General features: G+C 56.5%; 13 protein-coding genes. 9 read left to right on the top strand and 4 right to left on the bottom strand.

Annotation, left to right across the window (positions count from 1 at the left end; all coding sequences use genetic code 11):
- Nucleotides 1–305 precede the first annotated feature (305 nt).
- Together ABD847_RS09665 and ettA are read right to left on the bottom strand one after the other, a co-directional pair.
- Nucleotides 306–2,672 carry an Ig-like domain-containing protein gene (locus ABD847_RS09665; protein WP_345012406.1) on the bottom strand — a complete coding sequence of 789 codons (2,367 nt, stop codon included), beginning with the start codon at nt 2,670–2,672 and terminating at the stop codon, nt 306–308.
- A 209-nt stretch (nt 2,673–2,881) separates the two neighbouring features.
- Nucleotides 2,882–4,549, bottom strand: a complete 1,668-nt coding sequence (ettA, locus tag ABD847_RS09670; protein WP_345012408.1) for an energy-dependent translational throttle protein EttA — start codon at nt 4,547–4,549, stop codon at nt 2,882–2,884.
- 227 nt (nt 4,550–4,776) lie between these two features.
- On the opposite strand from ettA, the gene ABD847_RS09675 reads away from it, so the two are divergent.
- Nucleotides 4,777–5,391, top strand: a complete 615-nt coding sequence (locus ABD847_RS09675; RefSeq protein ID WP_345012410.1) for a YitT family protein — start codon at nt 4,777–4,779, stop codon at nt 5,389–5,391.
- A gap of 60 nt (nt 5,392–5,451) precedes the next feature.
- Here ABD847_RS09675 and ABD847_RS09680 read toward each other — a convergent pair whose 3' ends face one another.
- Both ABD847_RS09680 and ABD847_RS09685 read right to left on the bottom strand, forming a co-directional pair.
- The gene (locus ABD847_RS09680; RefSeq protein ID WP_345012412.1) at nt 5,452–5,622 is read right to left on the bottom strand and encodes a hypothetical protein; all 171 of its coding nucleotides are present in this window, start codon (nt 5,620–5,622) and stop codon (nt 5,452–5,454) included.
- Nucleotides 5,623–5,712: 90 nt separating this feature from the next.
- Entirely contained in the window at nt 5,713–8,223 is a 2,511-nt protein-coding gene (locus ABD847_RS09685; protein ID WP_345012415.1) for a penicillin-binding protein 1A, read from the bottom strand.
- Nucleotides 8,224–8,404: 181 nt separating this feature from the next.
- On the opposite strand from ABD847_RS09685, the gene pilM reads away from it, so the two are divergent.
- The 8 genes from pilM (at nt 8,405) to ABD847_RS09725 (ending at nt 16,616) form a co-directional block, all read left to right on the top strand.
- On the top strand, nt 8,405–9,466 hold the full coding sequence (gene pilM, locus ABD847_RS09690) for a type IV pilus assembly protein PilM (protein WP_345012417.1): 1,062 nt from the start codon (nt 8,405–8,407) through the stop codon (nt 9,464–9,466).
- Nucleotides 9,454–10,029 carry a PilN domain-containing protein gene (locus ABD847_RS09695; RefSeq protein WP_345012419.1) on the top strand — a complete coding sequence of 192 codons (576 nt, stop codon included), beginning with the start codon at nt 9,454–9,456 and terminating at the stop codon, nt 10,027–10,029. The genes pilM and ABD847_RS09695 overlap by 13 nt, the downstream gene beginning before the upstream one ends.
- On the top strand, nt 10,026–10,613 hold the full coding sequence (locus tag ABD847_RS09700) for a type IV pilus inner membrane component PilO (RefSeq protein ID WP_345012420.1): 588 nt from the start codon (nt 10,026–10,028) through the stop codon (nt 10,611–10,613). The genes ABD847_RS09695 and ABD847_RS09700 overlap by 4 nt, the downstream gene beginning before the upstream one ends.
- 11 nt (nt 10,614–10,624) lie before the next feature.
- A complete protein-coding gene (locus tag ABD847_RS09705) occupies nt 10,625–11,131 on the top strand; it encodes a pilus assembly protein PilP (RefSeq protein ID WP_425568454.1) in 507 nt (168 codons plus the stop codon).
- Between the two features lie 22 nt (nt 11,132–11,153).
- Nucleotides 11,154–13,226: a type IV pilus secretin PilQ gene (locus ABD847_RS09710; RefSeq protein ID WP_345012424.1), complete on the top strand. Its 2,073-nt coding sequence runs from the start codon at nt 11,154–11,156 to the stop codon at nt 13,224–13,226.
- A 187-nt stretch (nt 13,227–13,413) separates the two neighbouring features.
- Nucleotides 13,414–13,932 carry a shikimate kinase AroK gene (gene aroK / locus ABD847_RS09715; RefSeq protein ID WP_345012426.1) on the top strand — a complete coding sequence of 173 codons (519 nt, stop codon included), beginning with the start codon at nt 13,414–13,416 and terminating at the stop codon, nt 13,930–13,932.
- An 18-nt stretch (nt 13,933–13,950) separates the two neighbouring features.
- Entirely contained in the window at nt 13,951–15,033 is a 1,083-nt protein-coding gene (aroB, locus tag ABD847_RS09720; RefSeq protein ID WP_345012428.1) for a 3-dehydroquinate synthase, read from the top strand.
- A 38-nt stretch (nt 15,034–15,071) separates the two neighbouring features.
- Nucleotides 15,072–16,616, top strand: a complete 1,545-nt coding sequence (locus ABD847_RS09725) for an AAA family ATPase (RefSeq protein ID WP_345012704.1) — start codon at nt 15,072–15,074, stop codon at nt 16,614–16,616.
- Nucleotides 16,617–16,652: the final 36 nt, after the last annotated feature.

Raw genomic sequence — 16,652 nt, forward strand, 5'->3', positions numbered from 1 at the left:
TAACTTTGCAACCACTCACTCCCAAGTCGAGGTTATTCTGTATCTACGTTCTGTGGCACAGGCCAGCGTCCAACCCGACGACTGGCCGGCACCCTGCCAACCCGGCAGTTCGCCCCACCGCAACCTGGTCTCTAACCCGGAGACCGCAGGCCAAGACAGGCAGGGATACCCCCCATGCCAACGAAAGCAAAGCCGACCAGTGGGTCGGCTTTGCTTTTTTATGCAGGGTGCACCACAGGACGCCCTTAACGTCGTTAGAGGCGAAAACCAACGGGACCCTGAGGTCCCGTTGTCGTGTGGGGAGATTAGCCGTTGTCCACCACGGTTATCGAGCGGGCAATACTGTCTGCACCGCCATTAGGTTCACCGGGGGTGGTGACGCGGATCTCAAGTGTTCCCGTCGTCCTGCTATTGGGCGAGCTTTCCGGCGAGATCACCAGGCAGATAAACATGGGGCGGGTAGTGGAAGGGTAGGGTGAGGCATAGTCCTGGCTGCAGTTGCCAAAATCGAGGCTAGCCGCTTTGACAGATCCACCATTATCGTTGGATATAGTTATGACACTGTCTGCTGGTATGGGATTGAGGCCGTTTAGTGAGAGATGATCTTCAATAAAGGCACGGGATAAATCACCGAAGTTAGTACTATCTCCCAGGCTATCGGGAACCGGATTGGAACTGCCATCCTGCGGTACGAAAACGGGCAATATACGGATGTATTGAGGTGTTGGATTGGCACCCGTCAAGTCCACGACAATATTTGATGTCAAGTCCGGTGCAACATCCGAGCGAAGTGAGCGCCATGTTGTCGTGCCTCTATCATAGACCTGCAGCGCCAGATCCCCATGGCCGGCGGCGGTGCTGGTGAGCCCGCTAAAGACAAACTCCGCATTGCGATACAGGCTGACCAGATCGCGGCGGCAGAAGCCACGGTCTATAGTGTCCTGGATGCAGAGCAGCCCCGTGTATTGCTCATCCCCCTCCGCATCCCGCACCCCGTTGGCGTTGAGATCCATAAAGCCATCCACATTGACCCGGTAGCCGTCTTCATCGGCCCCCGCTGACGCATCATCGTCCAGGTTGTAGTTCATAAAGACTTCGTCCACATCCAGGTAGGGCCGCAGGTAATGGGGCACCTCCCAGGAGTAGGCGTCGTTCGGCACGCCGACGGCGGCCAAGTCGTCCTTGTCGAACAGGCCGTTGCCATTGTAATCCCAGAAGCTCTCCTCCCCTTCCACATAGGCGGTGACGGTCACACGGCCATCCTTGGGCCTGGGATCCTGGGTGACCAGCACGGCGCGGCACAGGCCATCCTGGGCATAGCAGGTGCCGGGGGTGTCATCCGGTTGGGTCGACCAGTCACCCAGTATCCCCTTGACGCTGCCCCCTTCGGTGGTGAGGTAGACCTTGGTGCCATCCGGTACCGGATTGTTGAAGCGATCCGCCAGACGAATGCTGATCTGAGCCTCGCGGCCGTCGTAAGCGGCACCGTCCAGATTGTAGCGATCGGCGGCGAAGGAGACGCTGTTGTCATCGGGGTAGCCGATACCCACGCCGATCTGGCTGGAGGCGGTCCGGATGTCACTGTCTTCATGCAGGGTGGCGATGACCCGCAATGGCACCGGGATGCTGCCGGCATTGACGGTGACACTGGCCTGGCCGTTGAGATCCGTGGTGGCTTGGCTGGGGGTCAGCACATAGTCCTGATAGTTGGCGTTGCCCTCGGCCACACTGCCGAAGCCGAAGTCCAGCTGTTGACCGCTGACCGGCTTGTTCTGGGCATCCTTGAGGGTGAAGGTGATGGTGGCGGCCTCGTCCTTGCCGGTGCCCCGCAGGTAGATCAGCTCGGGCTCGGGCGTCGCGGCTGTGATGGAACGGACGGCGGCCGTCTGGTTGGTGATGGTGACCTGGGCCAGTGCCGTGGTACCTGCCAGGCTGGCAATGATGGTGTCTTGGCCACCGCAGGCATAGGCATCCGTAATCCCCTTGTAGGTGGCGATGGCCTGTCCTTGCTGGGTGGTGACCTGGCTATCCAGGGTGGCCCGGCCATTACTGGCACAGCTGGAGCTGAAGTTGATCTCTACCGGATTGGTGTAGGCCTCACCCGCCAGACTGACGCTGGCGGTCAAGACAGCAACGCTGCCCGGCGCCAGCACCGTCTGATCTGTGCTCAGGCTCAGTTGCAGGTTGCTGATGCCAAACTCGTAGTTTTTGCTGGCGGTTATGGTGTCGCCATCCAGGGTCGAACTAACGGTAAAGGTGCCGGTTTGTTGAGCCAGGGTCGGCGAGGCACTGAGCAGGAAACGCACCTGGCCTGCGCTGTCGGTCAGTCGTGAGCTGGTGGGTTGAATGGTGCCTTCCGTGGTGCTGGCACTGATGATGGCATCGGCCACGGCGCGGCCTTGCGCATCGGTAAGGGTGGCCATGGCCAGGCTGGTTTGATCCACCGGCAGGTGGCTGCTCTGGGTACAGGTGGCTAAATCGGCCAGATCCTCGCAGGTGCTCAGGGTGAGGCTGAGCTGGTAGCCGCTGGTGGTTACGTTATCCGTGTTGTCCGAGATGAGATCGTCGATGGAGGTGCCATCCCCACCGCCACAGGCGGCCAGCAGGCTTCCCAAGAGGAGTAGGCAGAGTCGGGAAGGGCGGAAGAGGGGGGCACCTTGGATTGTGTTCATGCGTTATCGTCCCTAATAGACTCCATGTGGTGCTCAAAGTGTGGACAGTCTTTGCCGTTTATTACAAAAAATGTGGCCTGTGTTCTGGTCTATTTATCGAATAAATGACTGGGGTTGACGGGCTGGAAATTGCGACTACGGGCGATGGGGGATAGGGAGGATAGGCAAAAAGGCGGCAGAAAAAACGGGACCCTAGGGTCCCGTCATGCTTACTTGGCGATGCGCTTGTACTTGGCCCGCTTGGGCTGGATGGCTTCGGCGCCGTAGGTCTTCTTCTTCCACTCTTCGTATTCGGTGAAGTTACCTTCGAAGAATTCGATCTTGCCCTCGTCCTGGTAGTCCAGGATGTGGGTGGCGATGCGGTCGAGGAACCAGCGGTCGTGGGAGATCACCATGGCGCAGCCGGGGAACTCCAGCAGGGCGTTTTCCAGAGCGCGCAGGGTTTCCACGTCCAGATCGTTGGTGGGTTCGTCCAGCAGCAGCAGGTTGCCGCCAGTTTGCAGCAGCTTGGCCAGGTGCAGACGACCGCGCTCACCACCGGAGAGCTCACCGACCCGCTTCTGTTGATCCGACCCCTTGAAGTTGAAGCGGCCGATATAGGCGCGGCTGGGGATCTCGAAGTTGCCGATCTTGAGGATATCCTGGCCGTTGGCCACCTCTTCGAACACCGTCTTCTTGTCGTCCATCTTGTCGCGGAACTGATCCACCGACGCCAGCTGTACCGTATCGCCCAGGGTGATGTGGCCGCTATCGGCTTGTTCCTGGCCACTGAGCAGGCGGAACAGGGTGGACTTGCCCGCGCCGTTGGGACCAATGATACCGACGATGGCGCCCTTGGGGATGGCGAAGGAGAGATCGTCGATCAGCACGCGATCGCCATAAGACTTGCGCAGGTTCGCCACCTCCACCACCTTGTCGCCCAAACGGGGTCCCGGCGGGATAAACAGTTCGTTGGTCTCGTTGCGCTTCTGGTAATCGGCGGTATTGAGCTCCTCAAAGCGGGCCATCCGCGCCTTGGACTTGGCCTGGCGTCCCTTGGGATTTTGCCGAACCCACTCCAGTTCCTTCTCAATGGACTTGCGGCGGGCGGCCTCCGAGCTGGCTTCCTGAGCCAGACGGGCATCTTTTTGCTCCAGCCAGGAGGAGTAGTTGCCCTCCCAGGGGATCCCCTCGCCGCGGTCCAGCTCCAGGATCCAGCCGGCTACGTTGTCGAGGAAGTAACGGTCGTGGGTGATGGCCACCACTGTGCCTTCGTAGTCGTGCAGGAAGCGCTCCAGCCAGGCCACGGACTCGGCATCCAGGTGGTTGGTGGGTTCGTCCAGCAGCAGCATGTCTGGCTTTTCCAGCAGCAGGCGGCACAGGGCGACCCGGCGGCGTTCCCCGCCGGAGAGGTGTTTGATCTGGGCATCCCAGGGCGGCAGGCGCAGGGCGTCGGCGGCGCGCTCCAGCTGGTTTTCCAGGTTGTGGCCGTCGTGGGCCTGGATGATGGCTTCCAGCTCACCCTGCTCCTTGGCCAGCTTGTCGAAGTCGGCCTCCGGATCGGCATAGGCGGCGTAGACGGCATCCAGTCGGGCCATGGCCTGCACCACCACGCTCATGGCTTCCTCCACGGCGGCACGCACCGTCTGCTCCGGGTCCAGCTTGGGCTCCTGGGGCAGGTAGCCGATCTTGATCCCCGGTTGCGGGCGGGCTTCCCCTTCGATGTCGGTGTCGATGCCCGCCATGATACGCAGCAGGGTGGACTTACCGGCACCGTTCAAACCCAGGACACCAATCTTGGCGCCGGGGAAGAAGGAGAGAGAGATGTTCTTGAGAATATGACGCTTGGGCGGCACCACCTTGCCGACCCGGTTCATGGTGTAGATAAACTGAGCCATAAGAGTCCGTTATCTGGTCAATGATTGGCCGTGATTTTAAACCATCCGTTGGCGGTGGGGAATGGCGCCGCCATGTCTTGGTCAGAAGCTGTGCCGGCTGCACCATTTTTGGTGGTCGTGGTGCGTTTGCTTTACGCCAGCCGGCGCATCATGGCAGAGCGCCGGCTTGGTCTGAGGCCCTGGACTGGCTAGCATCGCCGCCGGATCCACAATTTGGAGTAGTTGTCATGGATGCTCGCCATTCCCTGCTGGAAGATGGCTTGGCGCTGCTGACAGGCGCAAGTCTGGCGGCCCTGGGGGTGTTTTTTCTCAATCAGGCCGGTCTGGTCAGCGGTGGTACCGTCGGCCTGGCCCTGGTGCTGACCCACTTGCTGCCCTTTTCGTTTGGCCTCATCTTCTTCGTGCTGAACCTGCCGTTCTACGCGCTGGCGTTCTGGCGCCTGGGCTGGCGCTTCGCCTTGCGTACCTTCCTGGCCATCGGTCTGGTGTCGCTGATCAGCAATGCCCTGCATCAGTGGTTGCAAGTGAGTGTGGCGGCACCGCTGTATTGCGCGTTGACCGGCGGCTGTCTGATTGGGGTGGGGCTGCTTATCCTGTTTCGTCATCAGGCCAGTCTCGGGGGCTTTAACATTCTGGCGCTCTGGTTGCAGGAGCGCTTCGGCCTGCGGGCCGGCAAGGTGCAGATGGGGCTCGATTGCAGCATAGTGCTGGGCTCGGCGCTGCTGGTCTCCTGGTGGGCCTTGGGCCTGTCGATTATCGCTGCCGTACTGCTCAACCTGGTGCTGACCATGAATCATAAGCCAGGGCGGTATCGGGGCGGTATGCTGACATCGGCCGGTTAAGCCTTGTTGATGCCAAGAAAAACGGCCCGCGATGCGGGCCGTTTGCTTGAGGGTGGATGATTAGTCGATCACAGGAATGGAGCGAGAGGTCAGGGTTACGCCTTCCGAGGGCATCTTCAGGCTGACCTCCAGAGTGCCGGCGTGGGTGGTGTCGGCGGTCTTCTCCGGCTTGAACTGGAAGCAGAAGAAGATGGGGAGGGTTTCATTCAGGTGTGGCTTGGTGTAATCCACGGTGCAGTTGTTGTCAGAAAAATGTGGCTGTTTGGCCTGGACGTAGCTGGGCCTGTAACGAAGAGGCCCGATATCACTCGGGCCTCTGGATCAGAATATGTCTTCCGCGCTGTTATCATCCGCCGGGGCATCAGTATTCTCCCCATGGCCGAATAGTACCCCCTCCTGAGGGGCCAGCTGCTTGGGTTCGGTCCCCTTTTGGAAGAATTCATTCCGACTGCTGGCATCCTCTCGTTGACTCAGATAACCGGTGGCCTTGTCAATGCGTACCGTGATGACCTCTTCGGGTTTTGGCGGTAACTGCACGGGCACACCTTGGAGGGCCTGTTTCATGAATTCGATCCAGATCGGTTGTGCCGCGCTGGCACCGAACTCGCCACCTTGCGCGGTTCGACCGAGCTTGCGCCTGTGATCGTCAAAACCAATCCAGGCGGTGGCAACCACCTCGGGGGCAAACCCTGAGAACCAGGCATCCTTGGACTCATTCGTTGTGCCGGTCTTGCCAGCCAGATCGGGGCGTTGCAGCGCCTTGGCGGCACGCCAGCCGGTGCCCAACCATCCGCCCAGGCCGCGATCGCTTCCGCCGTAGATGGCCGAATGCATGGCTTCGGTGATCAGCGCTGAGTTGGCTTCACTGATGATCTGAGGCGCTGGGGTGAGCGTCGGGTCTATAGGGCAACTGGCTTGCCAGTTGGCGGGTTCATCCAGATAGGCTTGGGCACTATTCAGGCTGCGTTGCGCCAGTTGACCACAACCACGGCAAGCGGATTGCGGAGTGGCCTCAAACAGCCGTTGACCTTGAGCATCCTCTATCCGGTCGATGAAATAGGGGGCTACTTTAAAGCCGCCATTGGCCAGAATGGCGTAGCCAGACACCAGCTCCATGGGGGTAAACTCCACCGAGCCCAGGGAGATGGACTCGTTTCGTTGCAGGCTGCTGGCGGGGAAACCCAGCGCTTGCAAGCGCTCGTGAAAGGTATCGATACCAATGCTGCGCAGCAGACGAACGGAGACCACGTTCTTTGACTTGGCCAGGGCCTCCCGTAGGCTGATGGGGCCATCGTAGATGGGCGGGGAGTTTTTGGGTTGCCAAGCCTTGCCACTACCAGCATCCCATTGATTGATGGGGGCATCGTTGATGATGGAGGCCAGGGTAAAGCCGTGATCCAAGGCCGTGGAGTAGAGGAAGGGTTTGATGTTCGAACCCACTTGGCGGCGGGCCTGCAGGGCCCGGTTGAATTTACTGACCTGGAAGCTGAAACCGCCGGAGATGGCCTCTACGGCGCCGTCAATGGGATCCAAGGCAATCAGGGCGGCATTAGCATCTGGGATCTGTACAAGACAAAGCTTGGATTCTGTTTCCGGCCAGACCCAGATTTGATCCCCTGTTCTCAATATATCTGCGGCCTTACGCGGGGCGGCGCCCTGCCGGCTGTCAGAGATGAAGGGCCGCGCCCAGGACAGCCCCTCCCACTCAATACGGGCCTCTAGCCCGCCCTTAAGCAGCACATCCACATAGCGCTCACCAACCTTTACGACAACGCCTGGTTCAAAGGGGTCTATGCTGCCCACTTCGTCAAGATGAGCAAATATCTGCTCGTTGCTCCACGGAGTCGCTCCCTTGGCCCAGAGACTCTTTGCTGGGCCTCGGTAGCCATGCCGTTGATCGTAATCCAGTAGCCCCTTAAACAAGGCGTCGTTGGCGGCCTGTTGCCGTGTGGCTGTGACCGTGGTGTAGATGTTGAGTCCCTGAATGTAGGCTTGATCGCCGTATTGCTCGACCATCTGGCTGCGTACCATTTCCGCCAGGTAAGGGGCATCCAGCTGGACCTCAGCACCGTGATAGCGTGTCTTGATGGGCTCTGCGGCGGCGGCATCATGCTGTGCCTGATCGATCATGCCCAGTTGCAACATCCGCTGCAGTACCAGATTTCGTCTGGCCAGCGCCCGTTGGGGGGAGCGAATAGGATTGAGCATGGAAGGGGCCTTGGGCAAGCCGGCCAAGACCGCCATCTGGCCGAGGGTCAGATCCTTGACCTCTTTGCCATAGTACACTTGTGCGGCGGCCCCAATACCATAGCTTCGGTAACCCAGGGGGATCTTATTGAGATACAGGGCGAGGATCTCGTTTTTACTCAATTCCTGTTCAATACGCCAAGCCAAGAACACTTCCTTGACCTTACGAAGCAGGGTTTTTTCTCGGCTTAAGAAGAAGTTGCGGGCCACCTGCTGAGTGATGGTGCTGGCGCCCTGTCTCATCTGACCTGTGGTCATCCAGACGACAAAGGCGCGAGTAATACCAATGAGGTCAATGCCCGGATGCTCGTAAAAGCGCGAGTCCTCTATGGCAAGGAAGGCGTGGCGCAACTGCTCTGGGATCTCGTCATATTGAAGGGGGATCCGTCGGATTTCACCGAATTCGGCGATGAGCTTGCCATCACGGCTGTAGACCCTCATCGGGGTTTCAAGGCTGGCATCCTTGAGAGAGGAGACATCCGGCAGATCCTTTTCCAGATGAAAATAAAATGCCGCTACAGCGGCGACCCCCAGAGCGAACATCAAGAGCATCAACCAAAACAGACGCTTAAGCCACTTCATCATCACAAACAGATCCAGCCAGTCCAGTCGTTAACAGCGCTGAGTATATTTGCTACATACTTCAAATTCGAGAGGTTTACTGACTATCCTTATGTGGCGTTTAGGTAAGCCTGTGTATAGCATGCGTTCAGAGCCATTTAGGCTTGGACAATTATCAGCGGTATCAAATGGCACGGAAGCAGATATGTTTGGCTTTATGAGTCAGGGTCACACGACCCCCATGATAGGCGTCGATTTCGGTAGCCAGACCATCAAGGCGGTGGTGGTATCCGGGCGACCCGGCAAATTTCAGATTGACGCTTGTGCCGAGGTGGCGACGCCTAAGGGTAGTATTCAGGACTACCAGTTGCATGACATCGAAAAGGTGACACAAGCGCTCAAACAATTGCTGAAGCTATTGAGCAACCGGCCTAAGTTTGCTGCGACTGCGGTCACGGGCTCCAATGTGATCACCAAGATCACGCAGGTCGACAGCAAGTTGTCACCGCTTGAGTTGGAGGGGCACATACAGCTTGAGGCCGAACAGCTCATCCCATTTCCCATTGATGAGATCAGTCTCGATTTTGAGATCTTGGGTCCCAACCTCAATGATCCAACCCGTAATGACGTGCTGGTGAGTGCTGCTCGAACCGACAGCATCAATGGCCGAGTCAACGCATTGCAAGATTCCGGGGTTCAGGTGAAGGTGGTTGATGTCGGATTGCACAGCCTGGGCCGTGCGGTGATGAACATGTTGCCTGAGCTCCAGGAGCAAGATGAGCACAAGGTTTGCGCCCTAGTGGATATCGGTGCCGTCTCCTTGACCTTTGGGGTCATGCTGGATGGCGAGATTATATATTCGCGCCTGCAGAGTTTTGGTGGGGATAATTTCACCCAGTCTATTGCCTCCTTTTACAACATGTCCATGGATGATGCCGAGCGGGCTAAGGTACAAAATAGCCTGCCTGCGGATGCTGACATGGATGTGCTGGCACCCTATATCACTTTGTTGATTCAACAGATCCGTCGCAATATTCAGCTTTTTTGTAGTTCATCCGGGTATCGCAGTGTCGACATGTTGGTTCTCTCCGGCGGTGGCAGCATGATTCCTGGCTTAAGTCAGCAATTGGCGATGGAGATGCAGCTGGATGTTCGGCATCCGGATCCGGCAAAACTGATGGGCAAGGGTGAGCCGTCGGTGCATGGTGCCAAGTATATGACCGCCCTTGGGCTGGCACTGAGGAGTTTCACTCCATGTCAAATATAAACCTGATGCCTTGGCGCGAGGTCGTCAAGCAGCGAGAAAAAACGCAATTTTTCATCCTTCTTGGGGGGAGTGCTTTTGTCGCCGCATTGCTGGTGCTGGCGGTCAATATGATTTTTGGACAACTGGTTCAAGGACAGGTTGAACGTAATCAATTTTTGACCAATGAGATGGTGGTGCTTGATACCCAGTTGGGTGAAATAAATCAGCTTAAGAAACGGAAAAAAGAGTTGATTGACCGGATGAAATTGATTGATGAGCTGCAGCAGAAACGAAATCTGCCTGTTCATTTATTCAATGAGCTGCCAGCGTTGGTCAGCAATGGTGTCTATCTTAAGTCATTGGACTTGGCGGCAGACAACATCAATGTGGTCGGTGATACGGAAGCCTACAGTCGAGTAGCCAGCATGGTCCGCCAGATAGAAAAGTCGGGTTGGCTGGGGCAGCCCCATATCAGCTCTATCTTCTCCACGGGTAACAAGCCGATTGCACTGAGTCAATTCTCCGCCCAGTTTAAGGTCATTCCTGCCCCCTTGGGTTCCGGTGTGCAAGGAGGGGAAAAATGAACTTACAAGAGCTAAATGATCTGGATTTGGAGAACATTGGCAGCTGGCCAAAACTGGCTAAGGTGCTGGTTATCGCCGTCGTCTGCATCCTGATCTTGGGAGGCGGATACTATTACCTGATTGCCGATGCCATCACTAGACTGGATTCTGAACGCCAAAAAGAAACTGCGCTGAAGAGTCAGTTCGAAATCAAAGCTGCCATGGCATCTAATCTCCTTGCCTACCGCCAACAGTTGGTGGAGTTGGAGGAGATGTTGCAGGCTCAACTAAAACAACTGCCCAACAAGAACGAAGTTGCCGGCTTGCTGGACGACATCAGTTTTATCGCTGCGGACAACGGGCTAAAGCTCAATCGCATCAACTGGGAAGCAGAAAGAAAACATGAGTTTTCCACCGAGCTGCCCATGCGGATCGAAGTCAGTGGTGACTATCATCAATTGGGTAAGTTCACCGCGGATATTGCAGCCTTGCCTCGTATTGTGATCCTGGACAGCTTCAAGTTGACCGAGCAGACAGATGGTGAGGTCGCCATGGCTGTATTGGCGAAAACCTTCCGCTACACACCGAAGCAGGAGGCCAAGTGAGACAATTAATCATGAGTCTGGCCGCTGTTCTTCTGGTGACTGCCTGTTCCGGCGGGGATGATTTACAGGCGTATGTTGCCCAAGTTAAGGCTCGGCCTCCGGCTCCCATTGAGCCTCTGCCGGTAATCCGACCGTTCGAGCCGATGAAGTATGTGGCTAGCTCAGAGCGCAATCCATTTAGCCAACCGCATCCAGAGCTGTTGCAACGCGATGCTGTGGCCAAGAAACCAACCTGTGAAGTAACTCTTCCTGTCCATGAGAAAGAGTATTTGGAGCAGTTCTCTTTGGATAACCTCAGCATGCGCGGCACCATGGGAAGTGGCAAGAGCCTGTGGGCACTGATCCATACCCAAGTGGGCGAAGTGCATCGTGTCTCTGTCGGTCAATACATGGGATTGAATCAGGGCAGGATTGAGTCAATCACTCCGGATGAGGTTGAACTGCTGGAGTATGTTCCTGATGGCAAAGGCTGTTGGGTGACGCGCAAGACGCAGCTTAAGTTGACGGTGGCAAACTAGAATGAAAAAGCAGGGATGTGATATGAATTCTAAACTATCTCTTTCAGTCAAATTGGCTGCGCTGGCCTTGCTTCTCGGGACCAGTATCTCAAGTTATGCCGCTGTCAAACTGGAACAGATCAAGGTCAACCCCTTATTGACCGACCAACTGGTGCTTGAACTGGACTTTGATGGTGCCGTTTCGCAATACACGGATCGTCTGAAATATCAGCCTAACCAGTTGTTTTTGCATGTGCCTCAATCACAATCCGCCCTACCGATGAACCAGATGGCGGTGGAGCGGCATGGCGTTGAACAAGTTGTTGTTCAACCCAGTGGTGATGGTTTGGATATCAGTGTCAGTTTGATGCGCTTGATGCCATATCAGATACAACAGGATGGAGAACGTCTGCTAGTTACCCTGGGCCAGGCTCCTGTGGCGGCTCAGGCCTCTGCAGTTGTGGCTTCGCCAGTCGCTGTGGCCAGTAAACCTGTGCGGTCCCAAGCGTCTTCTCCGGCTCAGGGGGGCCTAATCAACCAAATCAAGAGCCTTGATTTTCGTCGTGGCAAGACAGGGCAGGGACAGCTGTTGGTTGAGTTGAATAATTCTTCCGCTGCTGTCGATGTCAGCCGCAGAGGTAGTCATGTAGTCGCTAAATTCCATGCCACCGGTGTGGCCGACGATCTGATCGCCTTGATGGACGTGAATGATTTTTCCACTCCGGTCAGCAAAATAGATGTGTCTCGCGGCGAACGTAGTGTCACGCTCGACTTGGCGGTGAATGGCGGCTTCGATTACCGCTATGATCAGGCTGACAATCTCTTCATCATTGAGGTCAATAAGAAAGCAGAACCCAAGACGGGTGGCGCCAAGTCCTATCAAGGAAAGCCCATCTCTCTGAACTTCCAGGATGTTCCGGTTCGGACCGTGTTGCAGCTGATTGCTGACTTCAATCACTTCAATCTGGTGGTGACAGACAGTGTGGCTGGTAATATCACCCTGCGGCTGGATGGTGTGCCATGGGAACAGGCGCTGGATACCGTCTTGAAGGTCAAGGGACTGGATAAGCGTTTGGATAACAACATTCTTTTGGTTGCCCCGGCCAGTGAGCTGGCAGCCCAAGAGAAACAAACCCTGGAAACCAGTCAACAAGTGGCAGAGTTGGCGCCACTACAGACCGAATACATCCAGATTAACTATGCCAAGGCGACCGATGTGGCCAAGTTACTCTCAGGTGACGAAACCCGGCTGCTTTCATCCCGCGGCGCGGTCAGTGTGGATGAGCGCACTAACATGCTGCTCATCAAGGACACGGCAGATGTCATCGACCATGTGAAGAAGATGATTACCGTGCTGGATATCCCGGTTAAGCAGGTAGTCATTGAAGCTCGCATGGTGACCATAGACGATGGTGTTGAGCAGGATCTGGGGGTTCGTTGGGGGGTCACCAAGGCCAACAATGACGGCGGTACATCTGGCACCATTGAAGGCAACGATGATGGGACCAGTGCTAGTGTTGATGATCGTCTCAACGTCAATCTGCCGGTTGCCAACGCGGCTGGTAGTATCGCCTTCCAGGTGGCCAAGTTGGCCGATGGGTTGTTGCTGGATCTCGAATTGAGTGCGCTGGAACAGGAAAACAAGGCTGAAATCATTGCCAGTCCGCGGGTGACCACAGCCAACCAGAAAGAAGCGGTCATTGAACAGGGTACCGAATTTCCCAGCAATGTCTCGACCTCCAGTGGCGCAACCTCCATCGAGTGGAAGAAGGCGGTGTTGAGTCTGAAGGTTACCCCGCAGATCACGCCGGATAACAAGGTGATACTGGATCTCACCGTGACGCAGGATACGCTGGGCGATCAGGTTCAGACCGGGACGGGTACAGGCACGGCAGTCAACACCCAACAGATCAGTACTCAGGTGTTGGTGGATAATGGTGAGACGCTGGTGCTGGGTGGCATTTATCAACAGACCATCAAGAAAGACGTGACCAAGGTACCCGTACTGGGTGACATTCCTGGCGTGGGCGTCCTGTTCCGGAACACGTCAGAAAGTAACAAGAAGCGTGAGTTGCTGATCTTCGTTACGCCAAAAATTGTTGCTGACTCACTGTAACCATCTGAAAAAATTGTTTTTATCTGATGACATCCCCGAAGGCAGCGCCTTCGGGGATGTCTGTTATTCGGATTGCCAATCCCGAGGGGCTGCTGCATAATTCCCCGTCCTGTCGCAAACAGTAAGGTACTTCTTGGGTTTCGCCTGCGGGCGGAGCATGGATTATTGATGTAATTGACGAAAAATTATGGCTGAAAAACGCAATATCTTCCTTGTCGGTCCCATGGGGGCAGGTAAAAGCACCATAGGTCGTCATCTGGCTGACCAGCTGCATATGGAATTCTATGACTCAGATCATGAGATTGAGCGTCGTACCGGCGCCGATATCAGCTGGGTTTTTGATGTGGAAGGCGAAGAGGGCTTCCGCAAGCGTGAGGAACAGATGATCTCTGAGCTCACAGAACTTCAGGGGATCGTTTTGGCCACGGGTGGTGGGGCCATTAAGAGTGCAAATACCCGTAATCGGCTCTCGGCGCGTGGCATCGTCGTCTATCTTGAAACCCCAATCGAAAAACAGCTAGCGCGTACACAGCGGGATAAACGCCGTCCCTTGTTGCAAACCGAAGAGGATCCCAAGGACGTATTGGAGCGTTTGTCCCAAGAACGTGAACCTCTTTATCAAGAGGTGGCCGATTACACTGTGCGTACCGATGAGCAGAGTGCCAAGCTGGTTGCCAACCAGATCATTCAGCTGTTAGGGCTGTAATACAAAGGAGTCAAAGCCATGGAACGGTTGATCGTTGACCTGGATAGCCGTAGCTATCCCATTTCCATCGGTCCAGGCCTGCTTCGGCAGGCCGAGTTGTTTTCGTCTGTCATTGCTGGCCGACGTATCATGGTCGTTACCAATGATACTGTGGCTCCTCTTTATCTCGATACCTTGAAACAGCTGTTGGTTGAGTATCAGTTGGATGTCCATATCGTTCCGGATGGTGAGTCCTACAAGTCTTTGGCCAGCTTTGAGGCTCTGATGGGGAGTCTGTTGGAAGGACGGCATGGTCGTGATACTACCCTGATCGCGCTGGGGGGCGGCGTGATAGGGGATCTGGCAGGCTTTGCGGCGGCTTGTTATCAGCGCGGGATCCCCTTCATTCAGGTTCCTACCACCCTGTTGTCCCAGGTGGATTCGTCCGTGGGTGGTAAAACCGCGGTGAATCATCCGCTGGGCAAGAACATGATCGGCGCCTTCTATCAGCCCAAATCCGTGGTGATTGATACCGACTGTCTGATGACCCTGCCGCCCAGAGAGTTGGCGGCCGGACTGGCTGAGGTGATCAAATACGGCATTATTTATGATGCCGAATTCTTCACTTGGCTGGAGCAACATATGGCTCAGTTACAGGCATTGCAGCCGGAGGCGCTGACCTATGCTATCCGACGCTGTTGTGCCATCAAGGCTGAGGTGGTGGCACAGGATGAGACCGAGCAAGGTCTGCGTGCTTTGCTGAATTTGGGGCATACCTTCGGCCATGCGATTGAGGCAGAACAAGGTTATGGCAACTGGTTGCACGGCGAAGCGGTGGCCGCAGGAACCGTGTTGGCGGCCAAGACGGCCCAGGCACTTGGGCTGATCGGCGTGGCAGAGGTGGAGCGCATCGTCAGTTTGCTCGCTGCGGCTAAGTTGCCGATCAAGGCGCCAGCGTCCATGGACTTTGCCGCATTTATGCGACACATGATGCGGGACAAGAAGGTACTCTCTGGTAAATTGCGTCTGGTGTTGCCGACAGCCATAGGACAGGCTGCGGTCTTTAGCGACGTCAGTGATAGCCTGCTGTCATCCATCATAGAGGCGGAACGCAAAGCTTGAACAACCCCGGTTTCCCTGAACTGCCCAGTCAAGATCAAATGGTGCTGCGTCTGCAGCATCTACTTGAGTTCTCTTTCCCCTTCATCTTATTAGCTGGTCCGCCGGGTAGTGGTCGTACCCGGGTTTGTGAGCTGCTGTTGGACCGGCTTAGTCTCCCTTGGCGCACGGCGTTTGTCACGGGCACTATCGCTAGTCCTTTGGATGAGTTGCGCGAGACGCTGATCCACCAGCTGGTTCCCCATTCCGTGTTCGATCCGCAGGACACCCTGGGTGATAACCTCTTCCGCTTGTTGGGGGAGAGCCCTGCCCAGCTGTTAATTGTGCTGGATGATGCCAATAACCTGCCAGAGTCGTTTGTCGACGAGCTATGGGAGCTGGCGAGCATCAATGACGCCCTGGGGCGGGGACACAAGATGGGGTTTGTCCTGACTGCCCCGCAGATATGGTGTGAACAGCAGTCCGCCCGGCTCAAGGGGCGTGAACAACCGCCGGTGGAAATGGATATGGAACCCCTTTCGGCGGCTGAGCAGCGTACCTGTTTGCAGTATTATCTTCTGCGTGGTAACTACCCGCTGGATCAGGGGCGTTGGGAAGCCATGGAGCGGCTGTTATCGTCGGTGGCGGGTTGGCCCGCCGAATTGGTGGCCTTGGCGGAGAAGACCATGAACAGCAAGAAACGCAGTGTCAGAGCAAAGCCTCTCCCTATCAATAAATGGGTAGCCACCCTGGCGGTGGTTGCCGCCGTGGTACTGTTGCTCAGCTGGATAGTTCCTTCCATGTTGCGCCAGGAACCCTCTGTGACCAGTGAGGCGGAAGTGCCATCAGCGGCCAGCGCCACTGTCGAGCAGACGGTGGTGGCGCCGACCCCCTTACAGCATGCCGTACTGCCGGATGAGGCGGGTGACGGCATGACGGTTGACTCACAGAACTACGAAGGCCGCCGGGTCGTCATTGCCGATCAGGTGGTGCAGGACATCATGGCGCATCAGGGCAGTGTCAGTGGTGCGACGTCCAATGCTCAGGCGGCGCTGCCGGCGGTATCGGGTGCCGTGACCTCATTGCAGGCGTTGACCCCTGTCGTAGAGCAGATCAAGCAAGGCGACCCTGTCTCCGCCGCCACGGCCAGCATGGCTAACCCGGCTAAGGTGGCGGTGACGCCAGCCGTCTCGGCCAGCCAGCCAACCGTGAGTCCATCGGTCAAGGTCACGACCACGACTGTCCATAAGCCGGTCGCCAGTAAGCCCGAGGCCAAGCCGGTAACGGTGAAGCCGGTGACTGCCAGCAGCCTGCGCACGCCTAATGCCACCCTGCTCAGCCGCGCATCGCGTCACTACACCATCCAGCTGATGGCTGCCGCCGATGCCAATGCCCTGGCCCGCTTTGTCAATGAACAACATCTGGCTGGGCAGGTTTGGATGTATGAGACCCAATTCAAGGGGGCGCCCTGGTTTGTGTTGATCAAAGGGGATTACGCCGACAGTAAACGGGCCAATCAAGCCATTCGACAGCTGTCTGCCACCTTGCAGAAGAACCGTCCCTGGCCCAAGTCGTTCGCCCAGGTACACAAAGAACTCAAACAATGACGTTAAGGTACGCCGATAGGGGGGGCGCACTTGGCC

It is taken from the genome of Pseudaeromonas paramecii (assembly GCF_039540575.1).
In the GTDB taxonomy this organism is placed as follows: Bacteria; Pseudomonadota; Gammaproteobacteria; order Enterobacterales; family Aeromonadaceae; genus Pseudaeromonas; species Pseudaeromonas paramecii.

Excerpts from the sequence above, each read along its gene's own strand:
- ABD847_RS09685 (WP_345012415.1), bottom strand. The coding sequence starts at position 8,223 with ATGATGAAGTGGCTTAAGCGTCTGTTTTGGTTGATGCTCTTGATGTTC.
- pilM (WP_345012417.1), top strand. The coding sequence starts at position 8,405 with ATGTTTGGCTTTATGAGTCAGGGTCACACGACCCCCATGATAGGCGTC.
- aroK (WP_345012426.1), top strand. The coding sequence starts at position 13,414 with ATGGCTGAAAAACGCAATATCTTCCTTGTCGGTCCCATGGGGGCAGGT.
- ABD847_RS09665 (WP_345012406.1), bottom strand. The coding sequence starts at position 2,672 with ATGAACACAATCCAAGGTGCCCCCCTCTTCCGCCCTTCCCGACTCTGC.
- ettA (WP_345012408.1), bottom strand. The coding sequence starts at position 4,549 with ATGGCTCAGTTTATCTACACCATGAACCGGGTCGGCAAGGTGGTGCCG.
- ABD847_RS09710 (WP_345012424.1), top strand. The coding sequence starts at position 11,154 with ATGAATTCTAAACTATCTCTTTCAGTCAAATTGGCTGCGCTGGCCTTG.
- ABD847_RS09695 (WP_345012419.1), top strand. The coding sequence starts at position 9,454 with ATGTCAAATATAAACCTGATGCCTTGGCGCGAGGTCGTCAAGCAGCGA.
- ABD847_RS09705 (WP_425568454.1), top strand. The coding sequence starts at position 10,625 with ATGAGTCTGGCCGCTGTTCTTCTGGTGACTGCCTGTTCCGGCGGGGAT.
- aroB (WP_345012428.1), top strand. The coding sequence starts at position 13,951 with ATGGAACGGTTGATCGTTGACCTGGATAGCCGTAGCTATCCCATTTCC.
- ABD847_RS09725 (WP_345012704.1), top strand. The coding sequence starts at position 15,072 with ATGGTGCTGCGTCTGCAGCATCTACTTGAGTTCTCTTTCCCCTTCATC.
- ABD847_RS09700 (WP_345012420.1), top strand. The coding sequence starts at position 10,026 with ATGAACTTACAAGAGCTAAATGATCTGGATTTGGAGAACATTGGCAGC.
- ABD847_RS09675 (WP_345012410.1), top strand. The coding sequence starts at position 4,777 with ATGGATGCTCGCCATTCCCTGCTGGAAGATGGCTTGGCGCTGCTGACA.